A 25,290-nucleotide genomic window follows, 5' to 3' on the forward strand; every position below is an offset into this window, starting at 1 on the left:
ATCCGTCACCTGCCCGGAGGCGGTCCGCATGCGGGGAGCGCCGCGGAGACGTTGGCTGCCCCTGAGGCAGCACGGGCGTTTCCCGACTTCGGCGGCGCAAGGGATGTACCGCCAACCGTGCCGTCGGAGGGCAGTCCAATGCGCAACTCTCAGCAAGTCGTTCGCTCCGCCCTGACCGCGGCAGCCGCCGCCGCGCTCCCGCTCGCCCTGGCCGCCGTGCCGGCCGCGGCGCAGGGGACGGGGATCTCCGTGAGTACCAGCGGGTCCACTGTTTCGGTGACCACGAGCGCGTGCCCCCCACGCGGCGGCGGGGCACTGGGCACCGCCACGCTGCTCAGCAGCAGCCAGCCGGCCCGTCAGACGGCACTGACGGGCACCGCCGCCCTGCAGTCGGCGGCCTGGTCGAATGTGAGCCCCGGGACGTACACCGTGACGGTGGTCTGCGCGAACGGCACCCCTGCGGGCACCCAGAGCGTCGTCGTCTCCTCTGCCTCGACTCCCACCGCCACGCCCACGGCCACCATCTCGGCCACCACCAGGCCCTCGCCCTCGCTCGGCGTCAGGGGCGGTGTCGGCGGCGCCGTCCAGGACTACGGCCCGCTGACGGTCGGGGTGGGCGCCGCCCTGGTGGGCACGGGCGTCATCGCGACGGGCTGGTACCTGCGCCGGCGTGCGCGGCCGAACCGGCTCTGAAGGCGGCCGACCCACGAGCCATGGCTCACGCCGGTTCGGAACCGGGCAGTTCGGCGAACTCCTCCAGGGCGTGCGTGAGCCACTGCGTCCAGAAGGTCTCCAGGTCGATGCCGGCTCGCAGCACCAGGTGCCGCAGCCGGTCCTGGGGAGCGTCCTTCCCTGGCGGGAAGTCGCGCTGCTCGATCTCCTGGTACTCGGCCAACTGCAGCCGGTGCAGGTCGAGATGGCGACGCAGGTCCGCCTCCAGGCCGGCGGTGCCCACCACGGCCGCCGCCCGCAGCCGCAGCAGCATCACATCGCGGTGCGGCTTGGGGTCCTGGGACGCGGCGGTCCAGCGGGCCAGTTCGGCGCGGCCCGCGGGCAGGACCTCGTAGCTCTTCTTCTGTCCGCGGGCCGGCTGCTCGGACGGCAGCGCCCGGATCTGGCCGTCGGCCTCCAGTCTTCCCAGCTCGCGATAGATCTGCTGATGCGTCGCCGACCAGAAGTAGCCGATCGACTTGTCGAACCGGCGGGTCAGCTCCAGCCCCGAGGACGGCTTTTCGAGCAGGGCGGTGAGGATCGCGTGCGGGAGTGACATGGAGTCATCCTAGGGACGGCCGCAGGGCCCCCTAGAGGGCCGCCGCCAGCTCCGTGCCCTGCTTGATGGCACGCTTGGCGTCCAGTTCGGCGGCCACGTCGGCACCGCCGATCAGATGGGCGCCGACTCCGGCGGCGACCAGTTCCTCGTACAGGCCGCGGCGCGGTTCCTGTCCGGTGCACAGCACGATCGTGTCGACCGGCAGGACCGTGCTCTCCTCGCCGACGGTGACGTGCAGCCCGGCGTCGTCGATGCGGTCGTAGCGGACGCCCGGGACCATGGTGACGCCCCGGTGCTTGAGCTCGGCGCGGTGGATCCAGCCGGTGGTCTTGCCCAGGCCCGCGCCGACCTTGCTGGTCTTGCGCTGCAGCAAGTGGACGGTGCGCGGCGGGGCGGGCCGCTCGGGGGCGGCGAGTCCGCCGGGCGCCTGGTAGTCCATGTCGACGCCCCACTGGCGGAAGTACGTCGCCGGGTCCTCGCTCGCCTTGTCCCCGCCGTCGGTCAGGAACTCCGCGACGTCGAAGCCGATGCCGCCCGCGCCGAGGATCGCCACCCGGTCGCCGACGGGCGCGTTGTCGCGCAGCACATCGAGGTAGCCGACGACGCTCGGGTGGTCGACACCCGGGATGTCGGGGGTCCGCGGGGTGACGCCGGTGGCGACGACGACCTCGTCGTAGCCCGCCAAGTCACCTGCTGTCACCAGCGTGTTGAGGCGGACGTCCACGCCGTGCGCATCGAGCTGGTGGCGGAAGTAGCGCAGGGTCTCGTCGAACTCCTGCTTGCCGGGGACCTTGCGGGCCACGTTGAGCTGGCCGCCGACCTCGCCAGCGGCGTCGTACAGGGTGACCTCGTGGCCGCGCTCGGCCGCCGAGACCGCACAGGCGAGCCCGGCCGGGCCGGCCCCGACGACGGCGACGCGCTTCTTCAGCCGGGTGGGCGAGAGGACCAGTTCGGTCTCGTGGCAGGCGCGCGGGTTGACCAGGCAGGAGGTGATCTTGAGGCTGAAGGTGTGGTCCAGGCAGGCCTGGTTGCAGCCGATGCAGGTGTTGATGGCCTCCGGCTTGCCCTCGGCGGCCTTGTTGACGAAGTCGGGGTCGGCGAGCATCGGGCGGGCCATGGAGACCATGTCCGCATACCCCTCGGCGAGCAACTCCTCGGCCAGTTCCGGGGTGTTGATGCGGTTGGTGGTCACGAGCGGGACGGACACCTCGCCCATGAGCCTCTTGGTGACCCAGGTGTAGGCGCCGCGCGGCACGGAGGTGGCGATGGTGGGGATGCGCGCCTCGTGCCAGCCGATTCCGGTGTTGATGATCGTCGCACCGGCCGCCTCGACGGCCTTGGCGAGGGTGATCACCTCGTCGAGGGTGGAGCCGCCGGGGACCAGGTCGAGCATGGACAGCCGGTAGACGATGATGAAGTCCTCACCGACGGCCTCGCGCACCCTCCGCACGATCTCGACGGGGAAGCGCATGCGGTTCTCGTACGAGCCGCCCCAGCGGTCGGTGCGCTGGTTGGTCTGGGCGGCGATGAACTCGTTGATGAGGTAGCCCTCGGAGCCCATGATCTCGACACCGTCGTAGCCGGCCTGCCTGGCGAGGCGGGCGGCGCGGGCGTAGTCGTCGATGGTCCGCTCGACGTCGGCGTCGGTGAGTTCGCGGGGCGGGAAGGGGCTGATCGGTGCCTGGAGGGGGCTCGGGGCGACCAGGTCCTGGTGATAGGCGTACCGGCCGAAGTGCAGGATCTGCATGGCGATCCGGCCGCCCTCACGGTGCACGGCCTCGGTGATCTGCCGGTGCTGCTCGGCCTCCGCGTCGGTGGTGAGCTTGGCGCCGCCCTCGCCCGGGCGCCCCTCGTCGTTGGGGGCGATGCCGCCGGTGACGATGAGCCCCACTCCCCCGCGCGCCCGGGCGGCGTAGAACTCCGCCATCCGCTCGAAGCCGCGCTCGGCCTCCTCCAGGCCAACGTGCATGGACCCCATGAGGACGCGGTTGGGCAGCGTGGTGAAGCCCAGGTCGAGCGGGTTCAGCAGGTGCGGGTAACGGCTCATCGGGCCCTCCATGCGCGGTGTGATGCCTCTGTTGTAGAGGACCCCGGCCATGTTTTGCAACTAGTTGCATAAGCGGGAAGGGGTGACACGGACCACCCACGGGCACAGTGGCCTCATGAGCCCCGAAGACACCGAGGTGATCGAGCTCGCACAGGCACTGGTCCGCCGCCCGAGCCGGGCCGGGATCGACGACTACGGTCCCGTCCTCGCCGTCCTCGAAGACTGGCTCGGCACCCGTGACCTGCCCTATCGCCGCCTTTACGACGACGCGGGCCGGCCGGTCGCCCTGCTGGTGGAGGTGGCGGGTGGCCGGCCTGGGCCGTGGTGGGCGCTGGATGCCTGCGTGGACACCGCCCCCTACGGCGACCAGGGCGCCTGGTCGTTCCCGCCGGACTGCGGGGACGTCGTGGACGGGTGGCTGCGGGGGCGCGGCGCGGCCGATTCCAAGCTGGCGGCGGCGATGTTCTGCCGGATCGCGGCGGAGCTGCGCGCCCGGGCGCAGGACCTGAGCGGCGGGCTCGCCGTCCTGCTGGACGCCGACGAGCACACCGGCGGGTTCGGCGGAGCCCGGGCCTATCTCGCGGACACGGCCGCGGTGCGCCCGGCGGGAGTGATGATCGGCTATCCCGGCCCGGACGAGGTGGTGGTCGGCGGGCGGGGGCTGTGGCGGGCCACGATCGCGGTGCACGCGGAGTCAGGGCACTCCGGGTCGAGACGCACGGCGCTCGGTGCCGTCTCCCGGGCGGCGCGGCTGGTGCAGCTGCTGGAGGAGTCCCAACTCCCAGGAGTGGAAGGCGAGTTTCCGCTCCCGCCGAAACTGACGGTTACCTCCTGCCACGGCGGCGAGGGCTTCTCGGTGGTGCCCGGCCTGTGCGAGCTGGGCGTCGACATCCGCACCACCCCGGCTTTCGACGCCCGCGCGGCGGAGAACCTGGTCCGCGCGGCTTCGGCCGAACTCGACCGGCGGCTGCCCGGCCCGACCCCGACGGCCATCACCCAGGTGGCCTCCTGGCCGCCGTACCGCCTGGCGGAGGACGAGCAGCCCGCCGCCGCACTACTGGCCGCCGCCACCGGCGAGGGCCTCACGGTCCGGCCAAAGACCGCGGGCCCCTCGAACATCGGCAACCTACTGGCAGCCGAGGGCATCCCGGCCACGGCGGGCTTCGGCGTACGGTACGAAGGCCTGCACGGCACGGACGAGCGTGCATATCTGGCGGACCTGCCCATAGTCCACGCTGTCTACCGCAAGGCCCTGCTGCGGCTACTGACTGACGGCCCTGCACTCCTCTGAGGGGCGCCGGGCTGTGTTGAATATGCGGCTACCGCCGCGTGGGCGCGACCAGCCACAACAGCGCCGCAGACGACAAACTCACCGGCTTTCGAGCCGTACGTGCAACTCCCGCTCCTGGTCCCCCGATGCCGACGCAAGGTCACGCACCGTGAACAGGGGATCCAGCGTGCTGCGCAGCCGCTCGATCGCCCAGTAACCGCCCTGCGCGTCAACCTCGACCGAGGACGACAGAACAGCAGGAGGCGGGCACTCATGGGCGTCGGTCACCTCGAAGGTGCCGAGCCACACCATCGGCCGGGTCTCGTGGAGCTGCTGCGGCACCTCTTCGGGGGTCCGGTCGGACTCGAAACACGCACACAGGGTGTCGAACACGATGCGGGCGTCCTCCTTGCTGCATCCGCTGATCTCGAGGGATACGGGCTCCTCGTGCGGTCGCACACGGTCCATCGTGATCGCTCCTCTCGTGGCGGCGGCGCGGCGCCACGGATTTCCCGCGAACCGCGCCACATCCCTAGAAAAGCACCACTGCGCGGGCCGGACCAGCGAGCGGCTCAGCTCCGTGTGAAGCGGTACGTCTTGCTGTCCGTCAGGACGCAGAAGCCCGGCGACACGACGATCACGCGCAGGGTGCCGTCCCGGCGGTCGTAGTCGATGCCCTCGGCCTCGAAGGTGCCCGAGCAGGAGCTGCGCAGCGGAAGCTGCCGCAGGGCCGTGACATGGCCGGAGACGTCCGACGTGCCGTTCGGCCGGGCGGACAGGTCGACCTGGAGGAGCGGCTTGGTCATGCCGAACAGCGAGCCGGCCGGGTCGTCGGAGGAGCACAGCAGCGTGGTCGGGCCGGAGAAGTCGCAGCCCTGCACGTCGCGCACGGCGTGGTCGAGATTCACGGTGGAGGCCTGCGGGAGGTTCGCCGCGGGTGAGGTGCTCGCGTTGACGCCCGGGGTCGGGAACACCAGGAAGCGGCTCATGGTGCCGTACTCGCCGGCCAGCATCCACTGCCCGTCGGGCGAGATCGCGACCCAGGAGTTGTTCAGTGCCTCGCCGGAGCTGAGCATGTGGACGTACTCCGACCAGGTCCCGCCCGGCGCCTGCACCCGGAACATCTTCGCGTTGCCCGAGTCCGCCTGGTAGGGCTCGACGTAGTAGCCGTTGTAGGAGGCGTCGGGGTCGCCGACGTGGTTCCAGCCGCGGCTGGAGACGCCGGCGGGGATCGTGCCGATGCCGGTGTACCGGTTGGGGCTGTTCGCCGGGACCTCGACGGAGGTCAGGCCCTGGCTCTCGGTCAGCGGATCGGCGCGGTCCGAGCCCACTTCCGTCCAGGTGTCGGCCGCCGACGCGGGCGGAGCGGCGGACAGGATCGTGGCGGCCGCGAGGGCGAGGGCCGCGGTCAGGGCCGCGTGACAACGTTGCCGGGCGCGTAGGGGCATGGGGGCTCCTCCATGGGGGGCGGGCGTGCTCGGCGGACAGTCTGGCCCCGTGACGTAGTCATGTACAGACCAAATCGGTAACGGGGGCTGTCGGCTCGGTGACGGTCCGTACCGGGTACTGTCGTCACGGCTCCGGGGGGACGGCCGCCGCCGTGTTGAGGGATGGTGGAGGTGGGCGACGGGGTCGTCACAGGGACGGTTGAGCGCGGTAGAACTTGGGGAGTCGGCACGGGGGACGGCGTGCCGCGTGAGCGGGCGAAGGCGGTGCGTGGAATGAGTGCACCTGGGTTTCCGGTGGCCGAGGGCGAGGAGTCGGTACGGCCGAGCGGGCTGCTCGACGTGCTCGGCGTGGCCTCGGTGGTGCTGGATGCCGAGGGACGCATCGTGCTGTGGAGCCCGCAGGCCGAGGAGCTGTTCGGCTATCCCGCGCAGGAGGCCCTCGGACAGTTCGCGGCCCGGATCATGGTGCACGAGCAGCATCTCGACCTGGTGGTCAAACTGTTCGCCGATGTCATGGTCACCGGTCAGAGCTGGGCCGGGGCCTTCCCCATTCGGCGCAAGGACGGCAGCACGCGCCTGGTGGAGTTCCGCAACATGCGGCTGCTGGACGACCACGGCGACGTCTACGCGCTGGGGCTGTGCGCCGACCGCTCGACCGTACGGCGGCTGGAGCGGGACGTGGCACTGTCCACGCAGGTCATCGCCCAGTCCCCGATCGGTCTGGCCGTTCTGGACACCGATCTGCGGTACGTGTCGGTCAATCCGGCACTGGAGCGGCTCAACGGCATCCCCGCCAAGGACCACATCGGCCGCTCCGTCCGCGAGGTCCTGCCGCACCTCGACGTCGACGCCATCGAGTCCGCCATGCGTCACGTACTGGAGACCGGACATCCCCTCGTCGACCAGCAGACCATCGGCCGGACCCCTGCCGATCTGGAGGACGAGCACGCCTGGACGATCTCGCTCTACCGGCTGGAAGACGCCACCGGGACCGTCCTCGGCATCGCGGGCTCGGTCGTGGACGTCACCGAACAGCACCGGGCGAGCATCGAAGCGGAGACCGCGCGGCGGCGGCTGGCCCTCATCGCGGACGCCTCCGCCCGGATCGGCACCACTCTGGAGCTGGACCGCACCGCGCTCGAGCTGGCCGACGTCGCCGTGCCGGAGCTCGCCGACATCGCGGCCGTGGACCTGCTCGACGCGGTGGTGGAGGGCAGACGCAGCAGCCTGGGCCCCACGGAACCGGCCGTGATCCGGGCCCTGGCCGTACGGGCCCACAACGCCCCGGAGGCGCTGCGGGCGGCCGACGCGCCGGGGCAGGTCGCCCGCTACGGCCCCGACCGCCTGGTCACCGAGTGCGTGCGCACGGGGGAGCCGGTCCTGGTGGCTGAGGTCGAGAACGCGGATCTGCCGCGCATCGCCCGCTCCCCTGAGGCGGCGGAGCTGCTGGCCCGCGCCGGCGTGCACTCCTATCTGGCCGTCCCGCTGATCGCCCGCGGGGAGGTGCTCGGCGCCCTCGACCTCAAGCGCACGCACAACCCGGAGCCGTTCAGCGAGGACGACCTGCTGCTCGCCCGCGAGCTGGCATCCCGCGCGGCCGTGCAGATCGACAACGCCCGCTGGTACCAGAACGCCCGCGACACCGCCCTCACCCTCCAGCGCAGCCTGCTGCCCAGTCACCCGCCGGTGACCGGCGGTCTCGAGGTCGCCTCCCGCTACCAGCCCGCGGGAGCCACCAGCGAGGTCGGCGGCGACTGGTTCGACGTGATCCCGCTGGAGGGCGGCAAGACGGCGCTGGTGGTCGGCGATGTGATGGGCAGCGGCATCAACGCGGCCGCGACCATGGGCCGGCTGCGTACCGCGACCAACACGCTGGCCTCCCTCGACCTCGATCCGGCCCGGCTCCTCGAACACCTCGACAAGATCACCGAGGGCCTTGACCACTCGATCGCGACCTGTGTGTACGCCGTCCACGACCCTCAGCTGCGGCAGTGCCGGATCGCCAATGCCGGGCACCTGCCGCCGGCCCGGCTGCGGCCCGGGCGCCCCCCGGAGCTGCTGGAACTGCCCACGGGCGTACCGCTGGGCGTGGGCGGGGTCGCCTTCTCGACCACCACGGTCGACCTGGAACCCGGCGACCGTCTCGTGTTCTACACCGACGGCCTGGTCGAAACCCGGCAGCATCCCCTCGACGAGCGCCTGGATGCCCTGCTGTCCCTCCTCGAAGGGCCCGACCGCCCCTTGGAAGAGGTCTGCGACCTCCTGCTGCGGACCCTGCACCAGCCCGACAACTCCGACGACGTGGCACTGCTCATCGCGCGAGTGCAGCAGCCGAGCTGACCGCCCGGGGCGGCAACGGGTGGCGCCCGGGCTCTCACAGCTTCTGATTACGGGTTCCTTATCGTCCGCGTTCGACAATCACAGCAAGGCATGGCATGCAGGCTCCGCCTGCCGTGGCCGATGGGAGCGAGCCGTGATGCACGAGCCGGAACAGGAACCCACTGCCGGGGGCGAGCGGCCTGACGGGCACTCCGAGACGACCCCGGGAATGGAAGTCATGACCGGTCCGGGCGGCCCGGACCGCGAGCCGGGGCGATGGCGGTCCCGCCGGGCGCGCGCCGTGGCCGCGGCAGCCACGGTCGCCGTGCTCGCCCTCGGCGGCACGGTCGCCTACGCCGCCACCTCTGGCGGCTCCGGCCAGGGCGCCACGCCCTCCGCGTCCGGGACCGCCTCCCCGTCACCGGACCACCCCGGCGGCCGGCACGGTGTCGGCCCCTGGTTCGGTTTCGGCCTCGGCGGCATGGGTGTGCACGGCGAGACGACGGTCAAGGACCAGGACACCGGCAAGTGGGTCGTACGGATCTGGCAGCGCGGCACCGTCGAGAAGATCGACGGCGACCAGGTCACGCTCAAGAGCGAAGACGGCGCCCGGTGGACCTGGACCGTGAGCTCCGACACGACGGTCTTCCGCGACGGTACGAAGGGTTCGGGCGCCGGCGACCTCAAGAAGGGCGAGACGGCCCTCCTGGCCGGCACCCGCTCCGACGACGGAACCCGGACCGCCTCCCGCGCGATCTCCGGCGCCTTCGACCGCAAGGGACCCGACGACCGGCACGACAGGTTCCGGGGCCCAGGCAACAGGGACTGGCGTAACCACCCACCGTCCCCGAGCCCGACGGGCAACGGCGCGACAACCTGACCCGGCTGCAGGCTCCGCGGCGCTGTCCTGGGGTCTTGCGCACGTCACCGGCCGGATCGGCGCACGATCATGAGCCCCGGCTCGAACGAACCCAGGGCTGAGCGAACATGCAATCACCGCGCGCCAAACCGCCCCCGGCGGCACAGCGCATGCCATACGCCATCACCGAGCCCGTCGGGCAATGGCGCGCGACAACGTGACCCGGCTGCCGGCTCCACGGGGCCGTCCCGGGGTCTTGGGCACCTCACCGCCCGCATCGGCGCACGACGTCATCAGCCCCGGCTCAAGCGGGCCCAGGGCCTGAGCAAGCGTGCAATCACCGGACACCGAACCGCCCCCGGCGGCGCAGCGCATGCCCCACGTCGTCCCCCGAGCCCGACGGGCAGCGGCGCGACTACCTGACGCAGCGATAACCTGCGTCATCATGATGCGCCCTTGGAACCTGTCGCTTCTGCTGGTGCTCTGCGGCTCAGTCGCTGCGACTGCCCTGCTCCTCAGGGGCAGCCCGGTCGCAGCAGTAGCCCTCCTGCTGGTCTTCGTGGTGCTCGCAGGCGTGCACTCGCCCCTGGCCTTCCCGAAGTCGATCGGTGCGGTGGAGGCACGACGCCGCAGCGCGGTAGACGGCCGACCGGTCGTCTTCTGGCGCTCCGGCTGCAAGTACTGTCTGCGACTGCGCCTCCGACTGGGCCGCAGCGCCCGTCAGTTGCACTGGGTCGACATCTGGCGTGACCCGGCCGGTGCGGCGGCGGTGAGGGCGGCCAACGACGGCAACGAGACCGTACCGACTGTCCTCGTGGCGGGCCGGCCGCATGTCAACCCCGATCCGGAATGGGTGCGCGAACAGCTCTCACCTTCCGCGTGACCGGGAGCGGTGTCCAGCCCGCAAAGGCGAGCTCAGGGGCGGACGCCGATCACGACATTGGTGTACAGCTCCTCGGAGGCCGCCAGCCGTACCCTCAACCCGCCGGTGGTGAAGGCGTCGACGGCGGACGCGGCCTGCCGTTCACTCGTCTCGACCAGGAGGCAGCCGCCAGGGGCGAGCCAGCGGGACGCCTCGGCGGCGACCCGGCGCAGGACGTCGAGTCCGTCAGCGCCGCCGTCGAGCGCGACCAGCGGTTCGTGGTCGCGGGCCTCCGCGGGCAGCAGGCCGACCTCGCCGGTGGGAACGTAGGGCACATTGGCCGCGAGGATGTCGACACGGCCACGCAGTTCGTCCGGCAGCGCCGCGAACAGGTCGCCCTCGTGGACCCGGCCGCCGACGGCGCCGACATTGCGGCGGGCGCACCGCACCGCGGCCGGATCGATGTCGGCGGCGTGCAGCTCGACCTGGCCGAGTGCGGTGGCCAGGGCCACGCCGACGGCGCCCGAGCCGCAGCACAGGTCCACGACGACGGATGCGTCGGGGGCCTGGGCGAGGCCCTGTTCGACGAGGAACTCGGTACGGCGCCGGGGCACGAACACGCCGGGTTCCACCGCGATGCGCAGCCCCCGGAACTCGGCCCAGCCGACGACGAGTTCGAGCGGCAGCCCGGTCACTCGGAGGTCGACCAGGGCGGCAAGTTCCTCCGGCGTGCGCGCGGCGGCGAGGATCAACTCCGCCTCGTCCTCGGCGAAGACACAGCCCGCGGCGCGCAGCGCGGAGACGACGGCCTCACGGATGGAGGACGACGGCAGGGAGGAAGGTGAAGGAGACAAGGGAGGCATGAAAGCCGAGAGCCTTTCGGTAAGTCGAAGGGCGCTCTCGCGGTCGCCTACTGCCGGCGGCCCGCGTCGACTCGAGGCGTGAGCACCCGACCTGACACAGCGGTAATGGGTCTCACCTCCTCGGTCTTCGGTGGCCTGGAGATTCCACGGCCGGGCGCCAACACTACCGCAACGCTTCAGACGCCGACCGTCTCCTCGACCTCCTCCTCTGCTTCCTCCTCGGCCTTCAGTCCGGGCTTCTGCTCCTCGGCCGTACGGACTGCCGCGGCGGCGGCCACGGGCGTCTCGGCCCGGCCCCGCGCCCGCTCGTACGCGGCGGCGATCGCCGTGACGACGAGACCCAGCAGCAGCCACGCGGTGAGCGTCCATACGTTGCGGGACAGGCCGTCGCTGTGGAAGTACAGGAGGCTGCGGGCCCCCTCGACGAATCCGGCACCGTTCCAGAAGGCGTGCAGGGTGCCGAAGAAGCCGTTCTGCAGGTCGGGGCGGAACAGACCGCCGGAGCTGGTGAAGTTGAGCATGACGAACAGCACCATCATGGCGAGGGTGGTCCAGCGCTTGAGGAAGGTGTGCAGGCCGACGCCGACGAAGAGGATGCCCGCGGAGTAGAGCCAGGCCATCCCCCACAGGCTCGCGAGGTCGTGGTGGGCGAGGTGGAAGACCGGCCCGGCGAGCAGCGCGCCGATACCGCTGACGACGGCGGAGACGCCGAGTGCCAGCAGGGCACGCAGCCGGATGGGCAGGCCCGCGCCGGCGGCGCCGAGCGCGGCGACGGAGGCGTAGGAGCCGATGCTCAGCGCGATCAGCAGGAAGAACAGGCCCTGCCCGGTGGGGTCGTCGTCGACCGGTGCGGCCACGTCGGTGACCTTGAGTGCGACACCCTGCCCGGCGGCGATGGGTGTGAAGACCTTCTCGACGGCCGTGGCGTCCATGTCGGAGGCGGCGCTGGCGACCACCAGCTCCGGCGTCTTCGCACTGGGCACGTAGGCGCCCGTGATGTCACGGGAGTCGAGCAGCCCGACGGCCTCGGAGCGGGTGGCGACCGTGCGGACGTCGAGCCTGTCCCCCGCCTTGTCCTTGACGGTCTGCGCGAACACCTTCGCCTGCGGGCCGGAGCCGACGACGGCGACGGGCAGGTGGTGGGGCTCCGGGGTGACAAACGCCCCCATGTACGCGAGTCCCATGCCGATGCACATCAGCAGCGGGGTGATCAGGTGCGTGATCACATGGCGCAGGGCCGGGGACCTCATCGCTCACAACCTCCAGATGGTTGGCTTATACAACTCTCACTTCAAGTTGTACTATACAACCAAACGGGGTGGGGTGGTATTCCATGGTGAATGAGGGAGGTCCGGTGGAAGCAGACGAAACCGTGGAGACGATCCAGCGCGAGATGACGGCCTTCGCCCGCCGCGCCCGTGCCTCGGCGGGCCGTATGCACCCCGAGCTGTCGCTGGTCTCGTACACGCTGCTCGGGCATCTGGAGGAGAGCGGCGGCTGCCGGGCCACCGACCTGGCGGCGCACTACGCCCTGGACAAGTCCACGGTCAGCCGCCAGGTGGCCGCCCTGGAGCAGGCCCGGCTCATCGAGCGGCGCCTGGACCCGGACGACCACCGCGTCCAGGTCCTGCACCTGACCGAGGCCGGGCGCCAGATCCTCGCCCAGGTCACCGACAGCCGCCGAGCGGCCTTCCGGGAGCGGCTTGCGGACTGGCCGGCGGACGATCTGGAGCGGTTCGCCGACTATCTCGTGCGGTACAACGCCTGGGTACGGCCGGAGGGCGAGGACTAGGGGACGGCCAACTCCCGCTCGTCCGTGAGGTGTTCGGGTGCGCGGGCCCCGCCGAAGACGGTGGTGCGGCGCAGCCGGAAGCCGAGGGACTCGTAGAGGCGGATGGCGTTGGTGTTGCCCGCGCCGGTGTGCAGGAACGGGGTCTCGCCGCGCTCACGGATGCCGTGGGCCACCGCCAGGATCAGCCGGGTCGCGAGGCCCTCGCCGCGGAAGGCGGGGTCGGTGCAGACGGCGCTGATCTCGGTCCAGCCCGGCGGGTGCAGCCGCTCCCCCGCCATCGCTATCAACGCGCCCTCCCGCCGGATGCCCAGATAGGTGCCCATTTCGATGGTGCGGGGCAGGAACGGGCCGGGCTGGGTGCGCGCGACCAGGTCGAGCATCTCCGGCACGTCGGCGGGGCCGAGGCGGACCGCCTCCGGCTCCGGCTCCGCGGCCAGGCCGTCGTCGACGAACTGCACGCCCTCGATCTGGAAGGTGACCTCCCAGTCGTCGGGTATCTCGCCGCGGAAGCCGAGCAGCGGGACCTCGCCCCCGGGGCCCGCGAGGGCCGCCAGGTCGGCCCAGTCCCCGGCGTCGAGCTCCTCGGGCAGGGCCAGCCACGGCGACACGTCGACGGGATAGCGCAGCACCCGGCCGCGCCGTTCGGCGAAGTGCGCGTGCGGTCCGGTCAGCGAGGCGAGGGCGGGGTTGTCCAGGACGTGGCTCACCGGGCGACCTCGATCACGAGCTTGCCGCGGGCGTGGCCCTCCTCGACGGTGCGCAGCGCCTCGCCGGCCCGCTCCAGCGGGAAGGTCTGCGTCACGTGCGGGTCCAGGTCGCCGCGGACCACGAGGTCGGCCACTGCCGCGAGGCGGTCGGAGGTGCGTACCCGCGCGACGCGGGAGCCACCCAGCTTCTCCACGACCTCGGGCGGGGCCCCGGCCGTGATGAGCCTGGTCCGGTCGGTGAGCAGCGTCGCCGCCTCCTCGAGGACGTCGCCGCCCACCAGGTCGTACACGCCGTCCACACCGCCCGGCACCCGCCCGGTCCAGCCCGGTCCGGACGCCACGTGCTCGGCTCCCAGCGATTCGACGAAGTCCTTCTTGGCCTCGCTCGCCAGGCCCGCGACCCGCAGACCGAGCGCGCGGGCGATCTGCACCGCCGCGACCCCGACCCCGCCGCCCGCGCCGGTCACGAGAACGGTCGCGCCATCCGGCAGGCCGAGCTGGCGGATTCCGTCGTACGCCGTCACGGCCGCCACGGGCAGAGTGGCGGCGTCGGTGAAGGACAGCTCGGCGGGCTTGTGCGCGATCAGGTCGACCGACAGCAGCGCGTACTCGGAGTACCCGCCGACGACGGGGCGGCCGAAGACCGCGTCCCCCACGGTGAACCCCTCGACGCCTTCACCGACCTCCTCAACGACGCCCGAGACCTCGTTGCCGAAAAAGGAGGGGAAGTCGCGCTCGCCGCTCTCGCCGGGGCGGCGGTAGCCGGTGCGCTGCTTCCAGTCGACGGGGTTCACCCCCGCGGCACGCACCGCGACGAGCACCTGACCGGGGCCGGGGCTCGGCCGGTCCACGTCGACGAGGGCCTCGGCCTCCGGTCCGCCGTAGCGCGTGAAGACGTACGCCTTGGGCATCTGCTCCCACTCTCCTTCGCTGCCGCTGGTCACCGGTTGTACGGGGCACCGGTTCCGGCACCAGTCGGCAAGGAGGATCAGCGGCCGGCTATTCCCGGGCCGCCGGAGTCTTCATACGGCCTTAATGATCCCGGGCCGGCCCGGGGCCGGAGCACGCCTGACGAGCACGTACGGTTGAATGCGTAAGCAACCACTTCCGTCCCGCTGGATCCCTATGAACGTCACCCGAGGCTTCACCGGGCGCGCCCGCGTCGACAATCCGGGCCTGCCGCCCGGCCAGTACGACGCGGGCGACGACTGGCCCGTCCTGTCCGCCGAGGTCACTCCCGAACTGGCGCCCGCCGACTGGACCTTCCGTGTCGACGGGCTGGTGGAACGCCCGCACACCTGGGACTGGGAGCAGGCGCACACACTGCCGGCATCGGCGTACGAGGGCGACATCCACTGCGTGACGAGCTGGTCGAAGTTCGGGGTGCGGTTCGCGGGCGTGTCCCTGGACGCCTTCCTCGACGTGGCACGGCCCCACGGCTCGGCCACCCATGCCGTCGCCTACTCGCACACCGGCTACACCACCAACCTCCCCCTCGCTGACCTGACCGGCGGGCGGGCCTGGATCGCCTGGGAGTACGACGGGCAGCCCCTTGCCCCCGAGCACGGCGGACCCGCCCGGCTGCTGGTGCCGCACCTGTACTTCTGGAAGAGCGCCAAGTGGATCGCGGGCCTGACGCTCCTCGACCACGACGAGCCGGGCTTCTGGGAACAGAACGGCTACCACGCGCGCGGCAACCCCTGGCAGGAGCAGCGGTACTCCGGTGACTGAGCAACTGACGCAGCTCTCCCCTTCCCCCGGGTTCACTCCCCCGGCCCGCTTCGCCGTGCCCGGCCGGATCGCCGTGAGCAGCCGGGCGGCCGCCGAGTGGCAGACCGCCACGCTCACCGAGATCCGGCGGGAGACCACGCACGCGGCCACCTTCCGGTTCGCGGTGCCCGCCTGGGCGGGGCATCTGCCCGGCCAGCACCTGATGCTGCGGCTGACCGCACAGGACGGCTATGTGGCCCAGCGCCACTATTCGATCGCGTCCGCGCCCGACGACCCGGGGCACATCGAGCTGACCCTGGACCATGTGGAGGGCGGCGAGGTCTCGGGCTGGTTCCACACCGTGGCCGAGCCCGGCGACCGGGTCGAGGTGCGCGGCCCGCTCAGCGGCTTCTTCGCCTGGCCGGGCGACCGGCCCGCGCTGCTGGTCGGGGCCGGCTCCGGGGTCGTACCGCTGATGTCGATGGTGCGGCACCACCGGGCGCGCGGGCTGGATGTGCCGCTGCGGCTGCTGGTGTCCGCGCGCAGTCCCGAGGAGCTCATCTACGCGCGGGAGTTCGGCGCGGAGACGACGCCCGTGTTCACGCGGCGCGCACCGGCGGGTGGGCCCGTGGGACGTATGGCGGCCGCACATGTGGCGCCGCTCCTGGCCGAGCAGCCACCCGGTGGGTGGGAGGCCTATGTGTGCGGTTCGAACGCCTTCGCCGAGCACGCCTCGCAGCTGCTCGTCGAGGCGGGCCAGCCGGTGGAGCGGATCCGGATCGAACGCTTCGGCTGACGCTCCGAAGGGGCTGTCTGTCTCCCGCGATGTTGCCGACACGACAAGGGGACCGGGCGGATGGAGCGATCTCCCGTGTGCGGGGTACTCGATCCTCCTGGGCACTCGCGCGCATACGCGGCGCGGAGGGACAATACGGACCGAAAGCGATACGGCCCCTCCGGCTCCGGCGACGGCGAGGAGGTCGACATGCGAACCCGGGTGCACGGCTGGCGCTGGCGGCGCAATCCGCTGCGGCGCCGGTCGGACGTGGTCGAGGCGTGGACGGCGCTGGTCGTGGCCGTCCTGTTGTTCGTGGGCGCGCCACTGGCGGGGGCGGTCGCGGGCTGGTGGGCCCATGACGAGGCGCGGGCCGTGGCGGCGGCACAGCGCGCCGAACGTCACCGGGTGCGGGCCGAGATCGTCGGCAGGACACCCGAGAGGCTGCCGTCGGTGCAGGGCGGCCGGGACCACACATACCGCGTGGATGTCCGCTGGACGGACGCCACCGGCACCCACACCGCGAACGCACGCGTCCCGGCGGGCTCCAAGCACGGCGACAGGGTCGACGTCTGGTTCGACGCCGGGGGCAGGGCCGTTCAACCGCCGCCGGGCGAGACGCAGGTCTGGCAGCACACCGTGACCATCGGCATCTGCGCCGCAGGCGGAGCGGTCGCCGGGGTGCTGCTGGCGCGCACGGTCGTACGCCGTGTGTCCACCGGGCACCGGCTGGTCGAGTGGGAGCGGGAGTGGGCACGGACCGAGCCGGAGTGGACACGGCGTCGGGCGTGATGGCCTGTATCAGGCGGAGAGCCAGTCGGTGTAGCGCGTGGGCGCGAGGTGAGCTTCCTTGTCGGTGAGGACATCGCCCTTGACGACGGCGAACATGCCGGCGGTGGGGTCGGTGACGACGATGCGGTTGTCCCCCTTGTGGGACAGAGTGATCCGGCCCAGTTCGTCCAGGCTGAAGATCTCGGGGCCGCCGATGTTGCGAATGCCCTTCAGCGGGGTGCCCACGGCGACCTCCGCCACCGCGGCGGCCACGTCCTTGGCGGCGATCGGCTGGATGGGCGTGGCGGGCAGCCGGACGGTGTCGCCGTCGGCGGTCCAGGACAGGACGGCGTCCATGAACTCCATGAACTGCGTTGCCCGGACGATCGAGTAGGGGATCGGCCCGGCCTCGAGGATGTTCTCCTGGAGCGCCTTGGCCCGGTAGTAGTCCAGCTCCGGCACCTGGTCGGTGCCGACGATCGAGAGGATGACGAAGTGGCCGACGCCGCCCTTGTGGGCCGCGGCCAGCAGGTTGTCCATCGAGGTCTGGAAGAAGGCCGGGGAGGCGCCGTCGAAGGTCGGGGAATTCGTCAGGTTGACCACGACGTCGGATCCCGCGACGGCCTCGTCCAGCCCCCGGCCGCTGATGACGTCGACGCCGGTGGACTGCGAGTGCGGTACTGCCTCGTGCCCGACGGCATTCAGGTTCTTCACGACCTGTGAACCGATCAGCCCGGTACCGCCGATGACTGCGAACTTCATGACACGCCTCTCGTCGGGGACATGCGCGCAATGCGATCTATGCCCCGCCAGGCGGACGCGACAGAGCACGAGCCCCATTCGGCCGAGGGCAGGCGATGTCAGGAGCCGTGGACGGACGTGACCGTCTCATCGAGCGGCACGCTTCTCGGGTTCAGCCGGCGGCTGCACCCGCAGGTCCGGATGTGGCTGCCGCCGGCGGCCCGGCCCCCTTCGGGTGACATACGGGGGCAGGGCCACCGGGTCTCCGGTCGGTGGTCAGGCGCGGCAGCGCAGCATCTCGAGTGGGGCGTTGGCGGTGAAGTCCGCCCAGAAGTCCGCACCGAACGCGCGTACACCGGCGTCGGACACCTTCAGCGGGACCCAGGTCGGCTCGCCGAATCCGGCCGTCCGCAGACAGTGTTCGTAGACCTCGCGGCGCGGGGCGGTGGAGACGATCTCGATCGGCGGGTCGAGCAGCGCTGTGACCCGGACGCGCGGGCCGGTCTCGGTCTCCTCGCCGGTCGGTTCGCAGAGAAAGCCGCTTCCGCATACTGCGTCAGCGGCAGGGACTTGAAGCCCTCGAAGGCCTCACCGATCTTGTCGTACTGCTGGACACTCACGTTGCTGTTCTCCCCTGTGCTTGGTCATGTCCGTGGGCCCCGGCCCCCCGCGCCCTGGGCACGCCGCAGCCACCGACCGGCAGTCTCCAGGCCCCCGACGGACCGTCGTACTGACAGAAGCCACAAAGATCCGGCCCCCGTCCCGGCCTCATGCACAGCCCGGCCTCAGGGACACGACGCGCTCGCACTCATTCGGGCTGCCACAGCTCGATCCGGTTGCCCTCAGGATCGGTGACCCAGCCGAATCGGCCGACACCCTCCATGTCCTGTGTCTCCTCGGCCACGACCGCTCCCTTGGCGCGCAGTTGAGCGAGCATCGCATCCAGGTCGCGGACCCGGAAGTTGAGCATGGTCTGCTGGGTGCGGGACCCGAAGTAGTCGGTCTCGGACTCGAACGCCGCGAACACCGTCGGCCCGGCCTCCGGACGCCACAGACCGTTCTCGTCGGCGTCGAGGCCCAGGCTGTCGCGATACCAAGCGCTCAGGGCCGCCGGATCGGCGGCGCGCAGGAAGTAACCACCGATTCCAAGCACACGTTCCATGCCGCCATCCTGCCAGGACGGCGATCCGGCGAGCCGGCACCACGCCTGCTTCGCCCCCGCCCCGATCGCGGGGGAACGCGTCAGCCCCCACCGGCCTCGGCGCGCGCCAACCGGGCGGGCACAGTCGTCGGCAACTCAGGTCCGACAGGCCCCAGTTCGGCGGGCGAAGGATCAGCCGGCGGCTCAGCCGCCACTCCCGCCGGTCGCCCGGCGCCGCTTTGTGTACGGCCGGCCCCAGGCGCTCCAAGTCGTCCACGCCCCGCCTGTTTCCGGCCCCCCTTGTCCGGCTCCGTCGCAGCAAGCCGGGCTTGCGGGCTACGCCTCCTGCTGCATCCTCCGCGCGATCCGCCCGTGGTCCCGCAGTGCCTCCGCCAGCCCCGGCAGCACCGGCTCGCCCCGGTCGACGAGGACCCGGCCCCCGACCACTGTCGTCCAGGCACGGGCCGGCCCGCAGCGCAGCCACGCCTCGACGGGGTCGCTCAACGCCCCCGCGAGGGCGACCTCATGGAGATCCCAGACGACCAGGTCGGCGCAGGCGCCCGGGCGCAGATGCCCCAACTCGTCGGCGCGGCCGAGGCAGCGGGCGGAGCCGCGGGTGGCGATGTCGAGGGCGTCGCGTGCGGTCATCGCGCCGGGTCCGCCGCGGTAGCGGCCCAGCAGCAGGGCACCGCGCGTCTCCATCCAGAGGGAGGCGTGGTCCGTGGAGGCGGAGCCGTCGCAGCCGATGCCGACGGGCAGGCCGAGTTCGCGCATCTCCTTGACGCGCGCGGTGCCGCCGCCGATGAGCATGTTGGAGCTGGGGCAGTGCGCGACGCCGACGCCCGCTGCCGCGAGCCGGCCGAGCTCGTCGTCGTTCGGGTAGATGCAGTGGGCGACCCAGGTGCGGTCGCTCATCCAGCCGCAGTCCTCGAAGTGCTCCACGGGCCGGCAGCCGTAGGTCTCGAGACAATAGGTGTCCTCGTCGTGGTCCTCGGCGAGGTGAGTGTGCAGGCGTACGTCGTGGTGCTCGGCGAGTTCGGCGGTCGCCGTCATGACCTCCTTGGTCACCGAGAACGGCGAGCAGGGCGCGAGCGCGACCCGGATCAGTGCGCCCGGCTTCGGGTCGTGGTGGGCCTTGATCAGCCGCTCGCTGTCGGCGAGCACCTCGTCGAGGGTCTGGGTGACGCTCCTGGGCGGCAGTCCGCCGTCCTCGACGGAGCGGGTCATGGAGCCGCGGGTCGCGTGGAAGCGGAAGCCGATGTCACGGGCGGCGCGGATCTCGGCGTCGACAAGGTGCGGGCGGGGGTGGACGTAGAGGTGGTCGCAGGACGTGGTGCAGCCGCCCATCAGCAGCTCGGCCATGCCGACGTACGCCGAAACGTAGGCGGCCTCTTCGTCAAGAGCGGACCACAGCGGGTAGAGGATGGTCAGCCAGTCGAAGAGGGTGCCGCTCACGGCGGGCGCATAGGCGCGGGTGAGGTTCTGGTAGATGTGGTGGTGCGTGTTGATCAGGCCTGGGGTGACCAGTCGTCCGGCCGCGGAGACCGTCGTACGGGCCTCGGGCTCGGTCCCGGCAGTACCCACCGCGGTGACCCGACCACTGGTGACGGCCACCCAGCCGCCAGGGATCTCGCTCTCCCCGTCGACGACCAGCAGACCGGCGTCCTTGACCAGCAGATCCACGGCTGACGTCATGGCGCCCATCGTAGACAGGTACGGCCGGAAAGACCTGGCGAGTCGTCCGACCACCCACGTACGGTGTGATCACCGCACTGCCCCTTGGTAACTGTCACTTCGCAAAGGCGGTCCTACATGGCCCTGTTCGACCTCCCCCTCGACGAGCTCCGCGAGTACCGCAGCGCCTCCGTCGAGCCCGAGGACTTCGACGCCTTCTGGTCCAAGACCCTGCAGGAGGCCCGCGAGCACGACCTGGACGCCCGATTCGAACCGGTCGACACGGGCCTGACGACGGTGGACGTGTACGACGTGACGTTCGCGGGCTTCGGCGGGCACCCGGTGAAGGGCTGGCTGACGCTGCCCGCCGCGGCCGAGGAGCCGATACCGCTGGTCGTGGAGTTCATCGGATACGGCGGCGGGCGCGGCCTCCCGCACGAGCACCTGCTGTGGGCATCCACGGGCCGGGCGCACTTCGTGATGGACACGCGCGGGCAGGGCAGCGGCTGGGGCGGGGGCGGCGGCACCGCGGACCCGGTGGGCGGTGCGCCCGCATACCCGGGTTTCATGACCCGCGGCATCGACGCGCCCGAGAACTACTACTACCGGCGGGTGTTCACGGACGCGGTGCGTGCCGTCGAGGCGGCCCGCTCGCACCCCCTGACCGACGCGGCCCGCACGGTCGCCCTCGGCGGCAGTCAGGGCGGCGGCATCACCATCGCAGTGGGCGGTCTGGTCCCGGACCTGACCGCGATCGCCCCGGACGTGCCGTTCCTGTGCGACTACCCACGCGCCGCGACGGTGACGGACCGGCACCCGTACCGTGAGATCGGCCTGTTCCTCAAGACCCACCGCGGCCGCACCGAGGACGCCCTGCGCACCCTGTCCTACTTCGACGGCGTCCACTTCGCCTCCCGCGGCCGCGCCGCCGCCCTGTTCTCGGCGGCCCTGGAGGACCAGACCTGCCCGCCCTCCACCGTCTTCGCCGCGTTCAACGCCTGGGCGCACGACGACAAGGCGATCGAGGTGTACGACTTCAACGACCACGAGGGCGGTGGGCCTTTCCAGGAGGCGGCCAAGCTGAAGTGGCTGCGGTCGTACGTGTGAGGAGAGAGCGGCATGGACACGCGTGAGGCCGCAGAACGCTTCGTGCGTGTCTGGGAGCGGGCATGGGCCGCGCACGACGTGGACGCGCTGCTGGAGTTGTATGCCGAGGAGTGCGTCCACCGCTCGATGCCGTTCCGCGAGCCGCACCGGGGGCGGAGCCAGCTGGCCGGGTATCTGCGGTGGTCGTTCGCCCAGGAGCGGGTGACGGACGTGCGGTTCTCGCCGCCGGTCGTCGGCCAGGACGGGGTGGCGGTGGCCGAGTTCCGTGTCCTGGCCGAGGAGGGCGGCGTCGCCTCGGCCCTCGCAGGCTGCGTGTTCGTGCGGTTCGACGGGGCGGGCCTGGCCGTCGAGACGCGGGACTACTGGCATACGGCCGACGGTCACCAGGAGCCCGCCGGGAAGCTGTTCCTCCTCTGACCTTCCCTCCAGTCCGACCAGTCGGTACGTTCAGGTTGCCCGGGCCGCAGTGTCGCGGCCGGGTTTCCGGCGGACGACGGAGGGCCCATGGCGGAGCACGAGCCCGAGGTGCACGGTTACTGCGACGAGCGGTTCGCCGCGGTACGGACGGCGCTGGAGGAGAACTTCCGGGACCGGGCGGAGCTCGGCGCCGCGGTCGCCGTCACCGTCGGCGGCACGACCGTCGTGGATCTGTGGGCCGGGTGGGCCGACGCGGCGCGCACCCGGCCCTGGGAGCGCGACACGCTGGTCAATGTGTGGTCGACGACCAAGGGCCCGGTCGCGCTGTGCGCGCACATCCTCGCCGACCGGGGGCTGCTGGACTTCGACGCGCCGGTGGCCGCCTACTGGCCCGAGTTCGCCGCGGCCGGCAAGGACAAGGTCCTCGTACGGCATCTGCTCTCGCACCGGGCGGGATTGTCCGGGCTGCGGGAGCCGCACTCGCTGGAGCAGCTCTACGACTGGGAGTTGACCACGCAACGGCTCGCGGCGACGGAGCCCTGGTGGGAGCCAGGGACGCGGTCGGGGTACCACGCGCTCACCTACGGATTCCTCGTGGGTGAGGTGGTGCGACGCGTCTCGGGGCTGCTGCCGGGTGCCTTTCTGGAGCGGGAGGTGACCGGGCCGCTGGGGATCGACTTCACCGTCGGGCTGCCGGAGAAGGCCGCCGTACGGGCAGCCGAGCTGGTCCATCCACCGGCCGCGTCCAGCAGCGAACAGGCGGCGATCTTCGGCCAGTTGGGGCCGGAGGCGATCGCCGCGCTGGCCAATCCCCTGGTGGGCGCGAGCGAGGCCAACACTCCCAAGTGGCGGGCCGCCGAGATCCCGGCCGCGAACGGGCACGGCACCGCACGGGCGGTCGCCGCACTGTACGGGATCTTCGCGGGCCGGGGGACCTACGACGGCCGCCGCATCCTGTCCCCCCAGGCCGCCGAACGGGTGCGTGAGGGGCAGGGCAGCTGCCGGGACCTGGTGCTCGGCGCCGGGCTCGCGCACGAGACGGAGATCGGGCTGGGCCTGTGGCTGAGCGGGCCGAACGGATCGTACGGGCCCAACCCGCGGGCTTTCGGACATGACGGCTTCGGCGGCTCCTGCGGGCTCGCCGACCCTGAGGCGGGGGTGTCGGTGGGGTATGTGATGAACCGGATGGGGCCTCATATCGCGGACGACCCGCGGAAGATGGCCCTGATCGAGGCCGTGTACCAGGCGCTGTGAGCGCCGCTCGGCGCGGACCGGTTTCGGCCGAACCACCGGGTCGGTCTTCCCTGGTGGTTTAGACCAATGCTAGATCTGGTGGCGCAATGAGCCCGCACGGCTACGTTCCGTCACCAACAGGAGGCGCGGCATGGCCCGCACCACCCCGCACGACCTTCCCCTGCCCGAAAGCGAACACGGAGGGGATCCGCTGTACTGGCGCGTCGCGACACGGCTGCTCGGCGAGCTGCGCGACGGCACGGTCCCGCCCGGTGAACGGCTGCCGGGCGAACGGCAGCTGGCCGGGCACTTCGGTGTCAGCAGGGAGACCGTCCGGCAGGCGCTGGAGGTGCTGCGCCGGGACGGTCTGGTCGCCACCGACCGGCGGGGCAGCCACGCCACGCTGCCCGGCCTGCCGGTGGAGACGGCGTCCTCGCTGACCTTCCCGGTCGGCGCCCGGAGCACGGACGCGTACGCCGTCGACCGGACCACGGTCACCTGGGAGACTCCCCCGCCCGAGCATGCCGAGGCCCTGGGGCTCGCCCCGCACCGGCAGACGCTCGTGCACCGCTACGAGTCGGCCGGCGCCGACGGAGGCGGGCGCCGCACGGCCGTGACCTCGTTCTCCGCCGTGGCCCTCTCCGAGGTCGAAGAGCTGGCCCGCTACCGCGACCGCGCCGACGGCGCCGCCTCGGCCCAGCTGCGCCGCGCCTACGACTGGATGCGCAGGGCGGGCCTGACCCTGCACCATCGGGACTCCATCACCCCACTGGCGGACGCACCCTCGGTGCGGGTCAGACGGCGCGTGCACGACCAGTACGCGCGGCCGCTGGAGATCACCGACCTGGTGGTGGACGCCCAACCGGACGCCCTGGTCTATGAGTTCACGCTGCCCGCCGCGGGATGACCATCCCCGGACGCCGGAAGTACAGCCGTACGACAGAGCCCGAGGAATCGAGGCCGTCGACGACCAGGTCGCTCAACTGCCGTACCAGCCACATGCCGGGCCCGCTCACGGCGGCCGGCTCGGGCGGCAGATGACCGGGGAAGGGCGGGCGGGGCGGCGCGGTGCGCGCAGCGCCGTCGCAGACCTCGCAGATCACATGGTCGCCGTCGCTGTGCAGCCGCACCACGCCGTGTCCGCCGCCGTAGCTGACGGCGTTGACGACGGTCTCGTGCACCGCCGTCACCAGGTCGTACGTCCGCTGCTCGGTCAGGCCCAGGCGGCCGGTGTACGCGGCGAGGGCGCGCCGAACGGCGGCGGTGCGGCCGCGGGCGAAGGGGATGCCGGCTGCGGCGGCGGGCAGGAGGGGGCCGGGCCGTCACGGTCCTTCTCCTTCCTGTCCTTCCGGCTCGATGTGCAGTCCCGGGACCCGGTCCCAGCCGGTCACCCGCATCACCCGCCGGACGTGCGGGGCGACGCCGGACAGTTCGAGGGTGCCGCCCGCCGCGTACAGGCCGAGCGCCGTGAACACCAGCAGGCGCAGCGCTCCGACGTCGATGAAACGCAGCTCGTGCAGGTCGAGATGGGTGCGGGCGCCGTCCGCGGCGCGTGCCCGGGCGCGGGCCGTCTCGGCGCGCAGGGCGCGGGCAACGGCCGTGACGTTGGTGTCGTCGACCTCTCCGGCGAGGGCGAGGCCGGGGGGTGCGAAGGTGCGGGTGATGGTGAGGAGGTCGTCGCGCCACACGTCGTCGGCGCCGACCCGGCCGTGGTGCAGCCCGGCGAGCGGGGCGAGTTCCGTCTCGTCGAAGTTGCGGCGGTCGTACTGGCAGATGCCGAGGACCGGCAGCGAGGAGAAGACGGGGTCGAGCAGCAGCTCGCTGTCGTGCAGTGTCTTGAGTTCCTTGCCGGCCTGGGAGCGCAGGATCTCCGTGCACACACGCAGACCGAGGTAGCCGTCGCCGACGGCGCGGCGGGTTTCACGGCGGATCACCTCGTCCAGGTCCCACAGTCCCTCGGCGTCCGCGAGGTGCGGGTCGACGCACAGTCGGCCGGCCGCGAGCTCCTCGTCGACCCGGCAGCCGTGCGCCTCCAGGAAGGACAGGGCTACGCCGGCCGGGATGTCGGCGGGCGGCAGCAGGAGTCCGCGCTGCCCGCTGGCCAGGCCGTCCAGCAGGAAGGCGACGAGGACGGTCTCGCGCTCCTCGTCCGTGTCGTAGCCGAGGAACAGGTGGTCGCCCTGGCGCATCTGCCCCACGGTTTTCAGGGTGGGTGTGACGGCCATCCCCCTACCTCCCTCGGTGGACGGACCGCTTCCACGCTACGCCGGAAGCAGTCCTGCCG

General features: G+C 71.9%; 26 protein-coding genes. 13 read left to right on the forward strand and 13 right to left on the reverse strand.

The window, feature by feature from the left end:
* The first annotated feature begins 138 nt into the window (after nt 1–138).
* Nucleotides 139–693, forward strand: a complete 555-nt coding sequence (locus tag EDD92_RS03770) for a hypothetical protein (RefSeq protein WP_123962982.1) — start codon at nt 139–141, stop codon at nt 691–693.
* A 25-nt stretch (nt 694–718) separates the two neighbouring features.
* Here the strand turns inward: EDD92_RS03770 and EDD92_RS03775 are convergent, their stop codons facing one another.
* Both EDD92_RS03775 and EDD92_RS03780 read right to left on the reverse strand, forming a co-directional pair.
* A complete protein-coding gene (locus tag EDD92_RS03775) occupies nt 719–1,270 on the reverse strand; it encodes a PadR family transcriptional regulator (RefSeq protein WP_123962983.1) in 552 nt (183 codons plus the stop codon).
* A 31-nt stretch (nt 1,271–1,301) separates the two neighbouring features.
* A complete protein-coding gene (locus EDD92_RS03780) occupies nt 1,302–3,317 on the reverse strand; it encodes an NADPH-dependent 2,4-dienoyl-CoA reductase (protein WP_123962984.1) in 2,016 nt (671 codons plus the stop codon).
* 115 nt (nt 3,318–3,432) lie between these two features.
* Here EDD92_RS03780 and EDD92_RS03785 point away from each other — a divergent pair, with 115 nt between their 5' ends.
* Nucleotides 3,433–4,608, forward strand: coding sequence for a M20 family metallopeptidase (locus tag EDD92_RS03785; RefSeq protein ID WP_123962985.1), 1,176 nt, complete (start codon nt 3,433–3,435; stop codon nt 4,606–4,608).
* Between the two features lie 78 nt (nt 4,609–4,686).
* On the opposite strand, the gene EDD92_RS03790 is transcribed toward EDD92_RS03785, so the two are convergent.
* Together EDD92_RS03790 and EDD92_RS03795 are read right to left on the reverse strand one after the other, a co-directional pair.
* On the reverse strand, nt 4,687–5,055 hold the full coding sequence (locus EDD92_RS03790) for a hypothetical protein (RefSeq protein WP_123962986.1): 369 nt from the start codon (nt 5,053–5,055) through the stop codon (nt 4,687–4,689).
* 104 nt (nt 5,056–5,159) lie between these two features.
* Complete coding sequence (locus EDD92_RS03795; protein ID WP_123962987.1) at nt 5,160–6,035, reverse strand: hypothetical protein; 876 nt, start codon at nt 6,033–6,035, stop codon at nt 5,160–5,162.
* Between the two features lie 273 nt (nt 6,036–6,308).
* Here EDD92_RS03795 and EDD92_RS03800 point away from each other — a divergent pair, with 273 nt between their 5' ends.
* The 3 genes from EDD92_RS03800 to EDD92_RS03810 all read left to right on the forward strand — a co-directional run bounded on the left by EDD92_RS03800 (nt 6,309) and on the right by EDD92_RS03810 (nt 10,096).
* Nucleotides 6,309–8,375, forward strand: a complete 2,067-nt coding sequence (locus EDD92_RS03800; RefSeq protein WP_123962988.1) for a SpoIIE family protein phosphatase — start codon at nt 6,309–6,311, stop codon at nt 8,373–8,375.
* 217 nt (nt 8,376–8,592) lie between these two features.
* Nucleotides 8,593–9,234: a DUF5666 domain-containing protein gene (locus EDD92_RS03805; protein ID WP_185123924.1), complete on the forward strand. Its 642-nt coding sequence runs from the start codon at nt 8,593–8,595 to the stop codon at nt 9,232–9,234.
* 424 nt (nt 9,235–9,658) lie between these two features.
* Entirely contained in the window at nt 9,659–10,096 is a 438-nt protein-coding gene (locus EDD92_RS03810; protein WP_123962989.1) for a glutaredoxin domain-containing protein, read from the forward strand.
* A 32-nt stretch (nt 10,097–10,128) separates the two neighbouring features.
* Here EDD92_RS03810 and EDD92_RS03815 read toward each other — a convergent pair whose 3' ends face one another.
* A complete protein-coding gene (locus EDD92_RS03815) occupies nt 10,129–10,938 on the reverse strand; it encodes a putative protein N(5)-glutamine methyltransferase (protein WP_123962990.1) in 810 nt (269 codons plus the stop codon).
* 176 nt (nt 10,939–11,114) lie between these two features.
* Nucleotides 11,115–12,188: a hypothetical protein gene (locus tag EDD92_RS03820; RefSeq protein ID WP_123962991.1), complete on the reverse strand. Its 1,074-nt coding sequence runs from the start codon at nt 12,186–12,188 to the stop codon at nt 11,115–11,117.
* Between the two features lie 83 nt (nt 12,189–12,271).
* Here EDD92_RS03820 and EDD92_RS03825 point away from each other — a divergent pair, with 83 nt between their 5' ends.
* Complete coding sequence (locus EDD92_RS03825) at nt 12,272–12,730, forward strand: MarR family winged helix-turn-helix transcriptional regulator (RefSeq protein WP_123962992.1); 459 nt, start codon at nt 12,272–12,274, stop codon at nt 12,728–12,730.
* Here EDD92_RS03825 and EDD92_RS03830 read toward each other — a convergent pair.
* Both EDD92_RS03830 and EDD92_RS03835 read right to left on the reverse strand, forming a co-directional pair.
* Nucleotides 12,727–13,437, reverse strand: a complete 711-nt coding sequence (locus EDD92_RS03830; protein WP_123962993.1) for a GNAT family N-acetyltransferase — start codon at nt 13,435–13,437, stop codon at nt 12,727–12,729. The genes EDD92_RS03825 and EDD92_RS03830 overlap by 4 nt on opposite strands.
* Complete coding sequence (locus EDD92_RS03835; RefSeq protein ID WP_123962994.1) at nt 13,434–14,348, reverse strand: NADP-dependent oxidoreductase; 915 nt, start codon at nt 14,346–14,348, stop codon at nt 13,434–13,436. Before EDD92_RS03835 ends, EDD92_RS03830 begins: the two co-directional genes overlap by 4 nt.
* A 214-nt stretch (nt 14,349–14,562) precedes the next feature.
* On the opposite strand from EDD92_RS03835, the gene EDD92_RS03840 reads away from it, so the two are divergent.
* The 3 genes from EDD92_RS03840 to EDD92_RS03850 all read left to right on the forward strand — a co-directional run bounded on the left by EDD92_RS03840 (nt 14,563) and on the right by EDD92_RS03850 (nt 16,714).
* Nucleotides 14,563–15,168 carry a sulfite oxidase-like oxidoreductase gene (locus tag EDD92_RS03840; RefSeq protein ID WP_123962995.1) on the forward strand — a complete coding sequence of 202 codons (606 nt, stop codon included), beginning with the start codon at nt 14,563–14,565 and terminating at the stop codon, nt 15,166–15,168.
* 55 nt (nt 15,169–15,223) lie between these two features.
* Complete coding sequence (locus tag EDD92_RS03845; protein ID WP_123970257.1) at nt 15,224–15,943, forward strand: ferredoxin reductase; 720 nt, start codon at nt 15,224–15,226, stop codon at nt 15,941–15,943.
* Between the two features lie 189 nt (nt 15,944–16,132).
* Entirely contained in the window at nt 16,133–16,714 is a 582-nt protein-coding gene (locus EDD92_RS03850) for a DUF3592 domain-containing protein (RefSeq protein ID WP_185123925.1), read from the forward strand.
* Nucleotides 16,715–16,723: 9 nt separating this feature from the next.
* Here EDD92_RS03850 and EDD92_RS03855 read toward each other — a convergent pair whose 3' ends face one another.
* The 3 genes from EDD92_RS03855 to EDD92_RS03870 form a co-directional block, all read right to left on the reverse strand.
* A complete protein-coding gene (locus EDD92_RS03855; RefSeq protein WP_123962996.1) occupies nt 16,724–17,455 on the reverse strand; it encodes an SDR family oxidoreductase in 732 nt (243 codons plus the stop codon).
* 787 nt (nt 17,456–18,242) lie between these two features.
* Nucleotides 18,243–18,596, reverse strand: coding sequence for a VOC family protein (locus tag EDD92_RS03865; RefSeq protein ID WP_123962997.1), 354 nt, complete (start codon nt 18,594–18,596; stop codon nt 18,243–18,245).
* Nucleotides 18,597–18,911: 315 nt separating this feature from the next.
* The gene (locus EDD92_RS03870; RefSeq protein ID WP_123962998.1) at nt 18,912–20,270 is read right to left on the reverse strand and encodes an 8-oxoguanine deaminase; all 1,359 of its coding nucleotides are present in this window, start codon (nt 20,268–20,270) and stop codon (nt 18,912–18,914) included.
* A gap of 117 nt (nt 20,271–20,387) precedes the next feature.
* Between EDD92_RS03870 and EDD92_RS03875 the strand changes: the two genes are divergently transcribed.
* From EDD92_RS03875 to EDD92_RS03890, 4 genes are all read left to right on the forward strand, one after another.
* A complete protein-coding gene (locus EDD92_RS03875) occupies nt 20,388–21,356 on the forward strand; it encodes an acetylxylan esterase (protein ID WP_123962999.1) in 969 nt (322 codons plus the stop codon).
* A 12-nt stretch (nt 21,357–21,368) separates the two neighbouring features.
* Nucleotides 21,369–21,773, forward strand: a complete 405-nt coding sequence (locus tag EDD92_RS03880) for a nuclear transport factor 2 family protein (RefSeq protein ID WP_123963000.1) — start codon at nt 21,369–21,371, stop codon at nt 21,771–21,773.
* Nucleotides 21,774–21,860: 87 nt separating this feature from the next.
* Nucleotides 21,861–23,027: a serine hydrolase gene (locus tag EDD92_RS03885; protein WP_123963001.1), complete on the forward strand. Its 1,167-nt coding sequence runs from the start codon at nt 21,861–21,863 to the stop codon at nt 23,025–23,027.
* Between the two features lie 130 nt (nt 23,028–23,157).
* Nucleotides 23,158–23,913 carry a GntR family transcriptional regulator gene (locus EDD92_RS03890; RefSeq protein ID WP_123963002.1) on the forward strand — a complete coding sequence of 252 codons (756 nt, stop codon included), beginning with the start codon at nt 23,158–23,160 and terminating at the stop codon, nt 23,911–23,913.
* Here the strand turns inward: EDD92_RS03890 and EDD92_RS03895 are convergent.
* Together EDD92_RS03895 and EDD92_RS03900 are read right to left on the reverse strand one after the other, a co-directional pair.
* Nucleotides 23,891–24,313, reverse strand: a complete 423-nt coding sequence (locus EDD92_RS03895) for an ATP-binding protein (protein ID WP_123963003.1) — start codon at nt 24,311–24,313, stop codon at nt 23,891–23,893. The two genes, EDD92_RS03890 and EDD92_RS03895, sit on opposite strands and share 23 nt — an antisense overlap.
* A 15-nt stretch (nt 24,314–24,328) precedes the next feature.
* Entirely contained in the window at nt 24,329–25,231 is a 903-nt protein-coding gene (locus tag EDD92_RS03900; protein WP_123963004.1) for an MEDS domain-containing protein, read from the reverse strand.
* Nucleotides 25,232–25,290 lie beyond the last annotated feature (59 nt).

The organism is Streptomyces sp. TLI_185, from assembly GCF_003814765.1.
GTDB lineage: Bacteria > Actinomycetota > Actinomycetes > Streptomycetales > Streptomycetaceae > Streptomyces.

Bases quoted from the DNA above. Each gene is read 5' to 3' on its own strand.
- EDD92_RS03770 (WP_123962982.1), top strand. From the start codon at position 139: ATGCGCAACTCTCAGCAAGTCGTTCGCTCCGCCCTGACCGCGGCAGCC.
- EDD92_RS03775 (WP_123962983.1), bottom strand. From the start codon at position 1,270: ATGTCACTCCCGCACGCGATCCTCACCGCCCTGCTCGAAAAGCCGTCC.
- EDD92_RS03780 (WP_123962984.1), bottom strand. From the start codon at position 3,317: ATGAGCCGTTACCCGCACCTGCTGAACCCGCTCGACCTGGGCTTCACC.
- EDD92_RS03785 (WP_123962985.1), top strand. From the start codon at position 3,433: ATGAGCCCCGAAGACACCGAGGTGATCGAGCTCGCACAGGCACTGGTC.
- EDD92_RS03790 (WP_123962986.1), bottom strand. From the start codon at position 5,055: ATGGACCGTGTGCGACCGCACGAGGAGCCCGTATCCCTCGAGATCAGC.
- EDD92_RS03795 (WP_123962987.1), bottom strand. From the start codon at position 6,035: ATGCCCCTACGCGCCCGGCAACGTTGTCACGCGGCCCTGACCGCGGCC.
- EDD92_RS03800 (WP_123962988.1), top strand. From the start codon at position 6,309: ATGAGTGCACCTGGGTTTCCGGTGGCCGAGGGCGAGGAGTCGGTACGG.
- EDD92_RS03805 (WP_185123924.1), top strand. From the start codon at position 8,593: ATGACCGGTCCGGGCGGCCCGGACCGCGAGCCGGGGCGATGGCGGTCC.
- EDD92_RS03810 (WP_123962989.1), top strand. From the start codon at position 9,659: ATGATGCGCCCTTGGAACCTGTCGCTTCTGCTGGTGCTCTGCGGCTCA.
- EDD92_RS03815 (WP_123962990.1), bottom strand. From the start codon at position 10,938: ATGCCTCCCTTGTCTCCTTCACCTTCCTCCCTGCCGTCGTCCTCCATC.
- EDD92_RS03820 (WP_123962991.1), bottom strand. From the start codon at position 12,188: ATGAGGTCCCCGGCCCTGCGCCATGTGATCACGCACCTGATCACCCCG.
- EDD92_RS03825 (WP_123962992.1), top strand. From the start codon at position 12,272: ATGGTGAATGAGGGAGGTCCGGTGGAAGCAGACGAAACCGTGGAGACG.
- EDD92_RS03835 (WP_123962994.1), bottom strand. From the start codon at position 14,348: ATGCCCAAGGCGTACGTCTTCACGCGCTACGGCGGACCGGAGGCCGAG.
- EDD92_RS03840 (WP_123962995.1), top strand. From the start codon at position 14,563: ATGAACGTCACCCGAGGCTTCACCGGGCGCGCCCGCGTCGACAATCCG.
- EDD92_RS03850 (WP_185123925.1), top strand. From the start codon at position 16,133: ATGCGAACCCGGGTGCACGGCTGGCGCTGGCGGCGCAATCCGCTGCGG.
- EDD92_RS03855 (WP_123962996.1), bottom strand. From the start codon at position 17,455: ATGAAGTTCGCAGTCATCGGCGGTACCGGGCTGATCGGTTCACAGGTC.
- EDD92_RS03865 (WP_123962997.1), bottom strand. From the start codon at position 18,596: ATGGAACGTGTGCTTGGAATCGGTGGTTACTTCCTGCGCGCCGCCGAT.
- EDD92_RS03870 (WP_123962998.1), bottom strand. From the start codon at position 20,270: ATGACGTCAGCCGTGGATCTGCTGGTCAAGGACGCCGGTCTGCTGGTC.
- EDD92_RS03875 (WP_123962999.1), top strand. From the start codon at position 20,388: ATGGCCCTGTTCGACCTCCCCCTCGACGAGCTCCGCGAGTACCGCAGC.
- EDD92_RS03880 (WP_123963000.1), top strand. From the start codon at position 21,369: ATGGACACGCGTGAGGCCGCAGAACGCTTCGTGCGTGTCTGGGAGCGG.
- EDD92_RS03885 (WP_123963001.1), top strand. From the start codon at position 21,861: ATGGCGGAGCACGAGCCCGAGGTGCACGGTTACTGCGACGAGCGGTTC.
- EDD92_RS03890 (WP_123963002.1), top strand. From the start codon at position 23,158: ATGGCCCGCACCACCCCGCACGACCTTCCCCTGCCCGAAAGCGAACAC.
- EDD92_RS03900 (WP_123963004.1), bottom strand. From the start codon at position 25,231: ATGGCCGTCACACCCACCCTGAAAACCGTGGGGCAGATGCGCCAGGGC.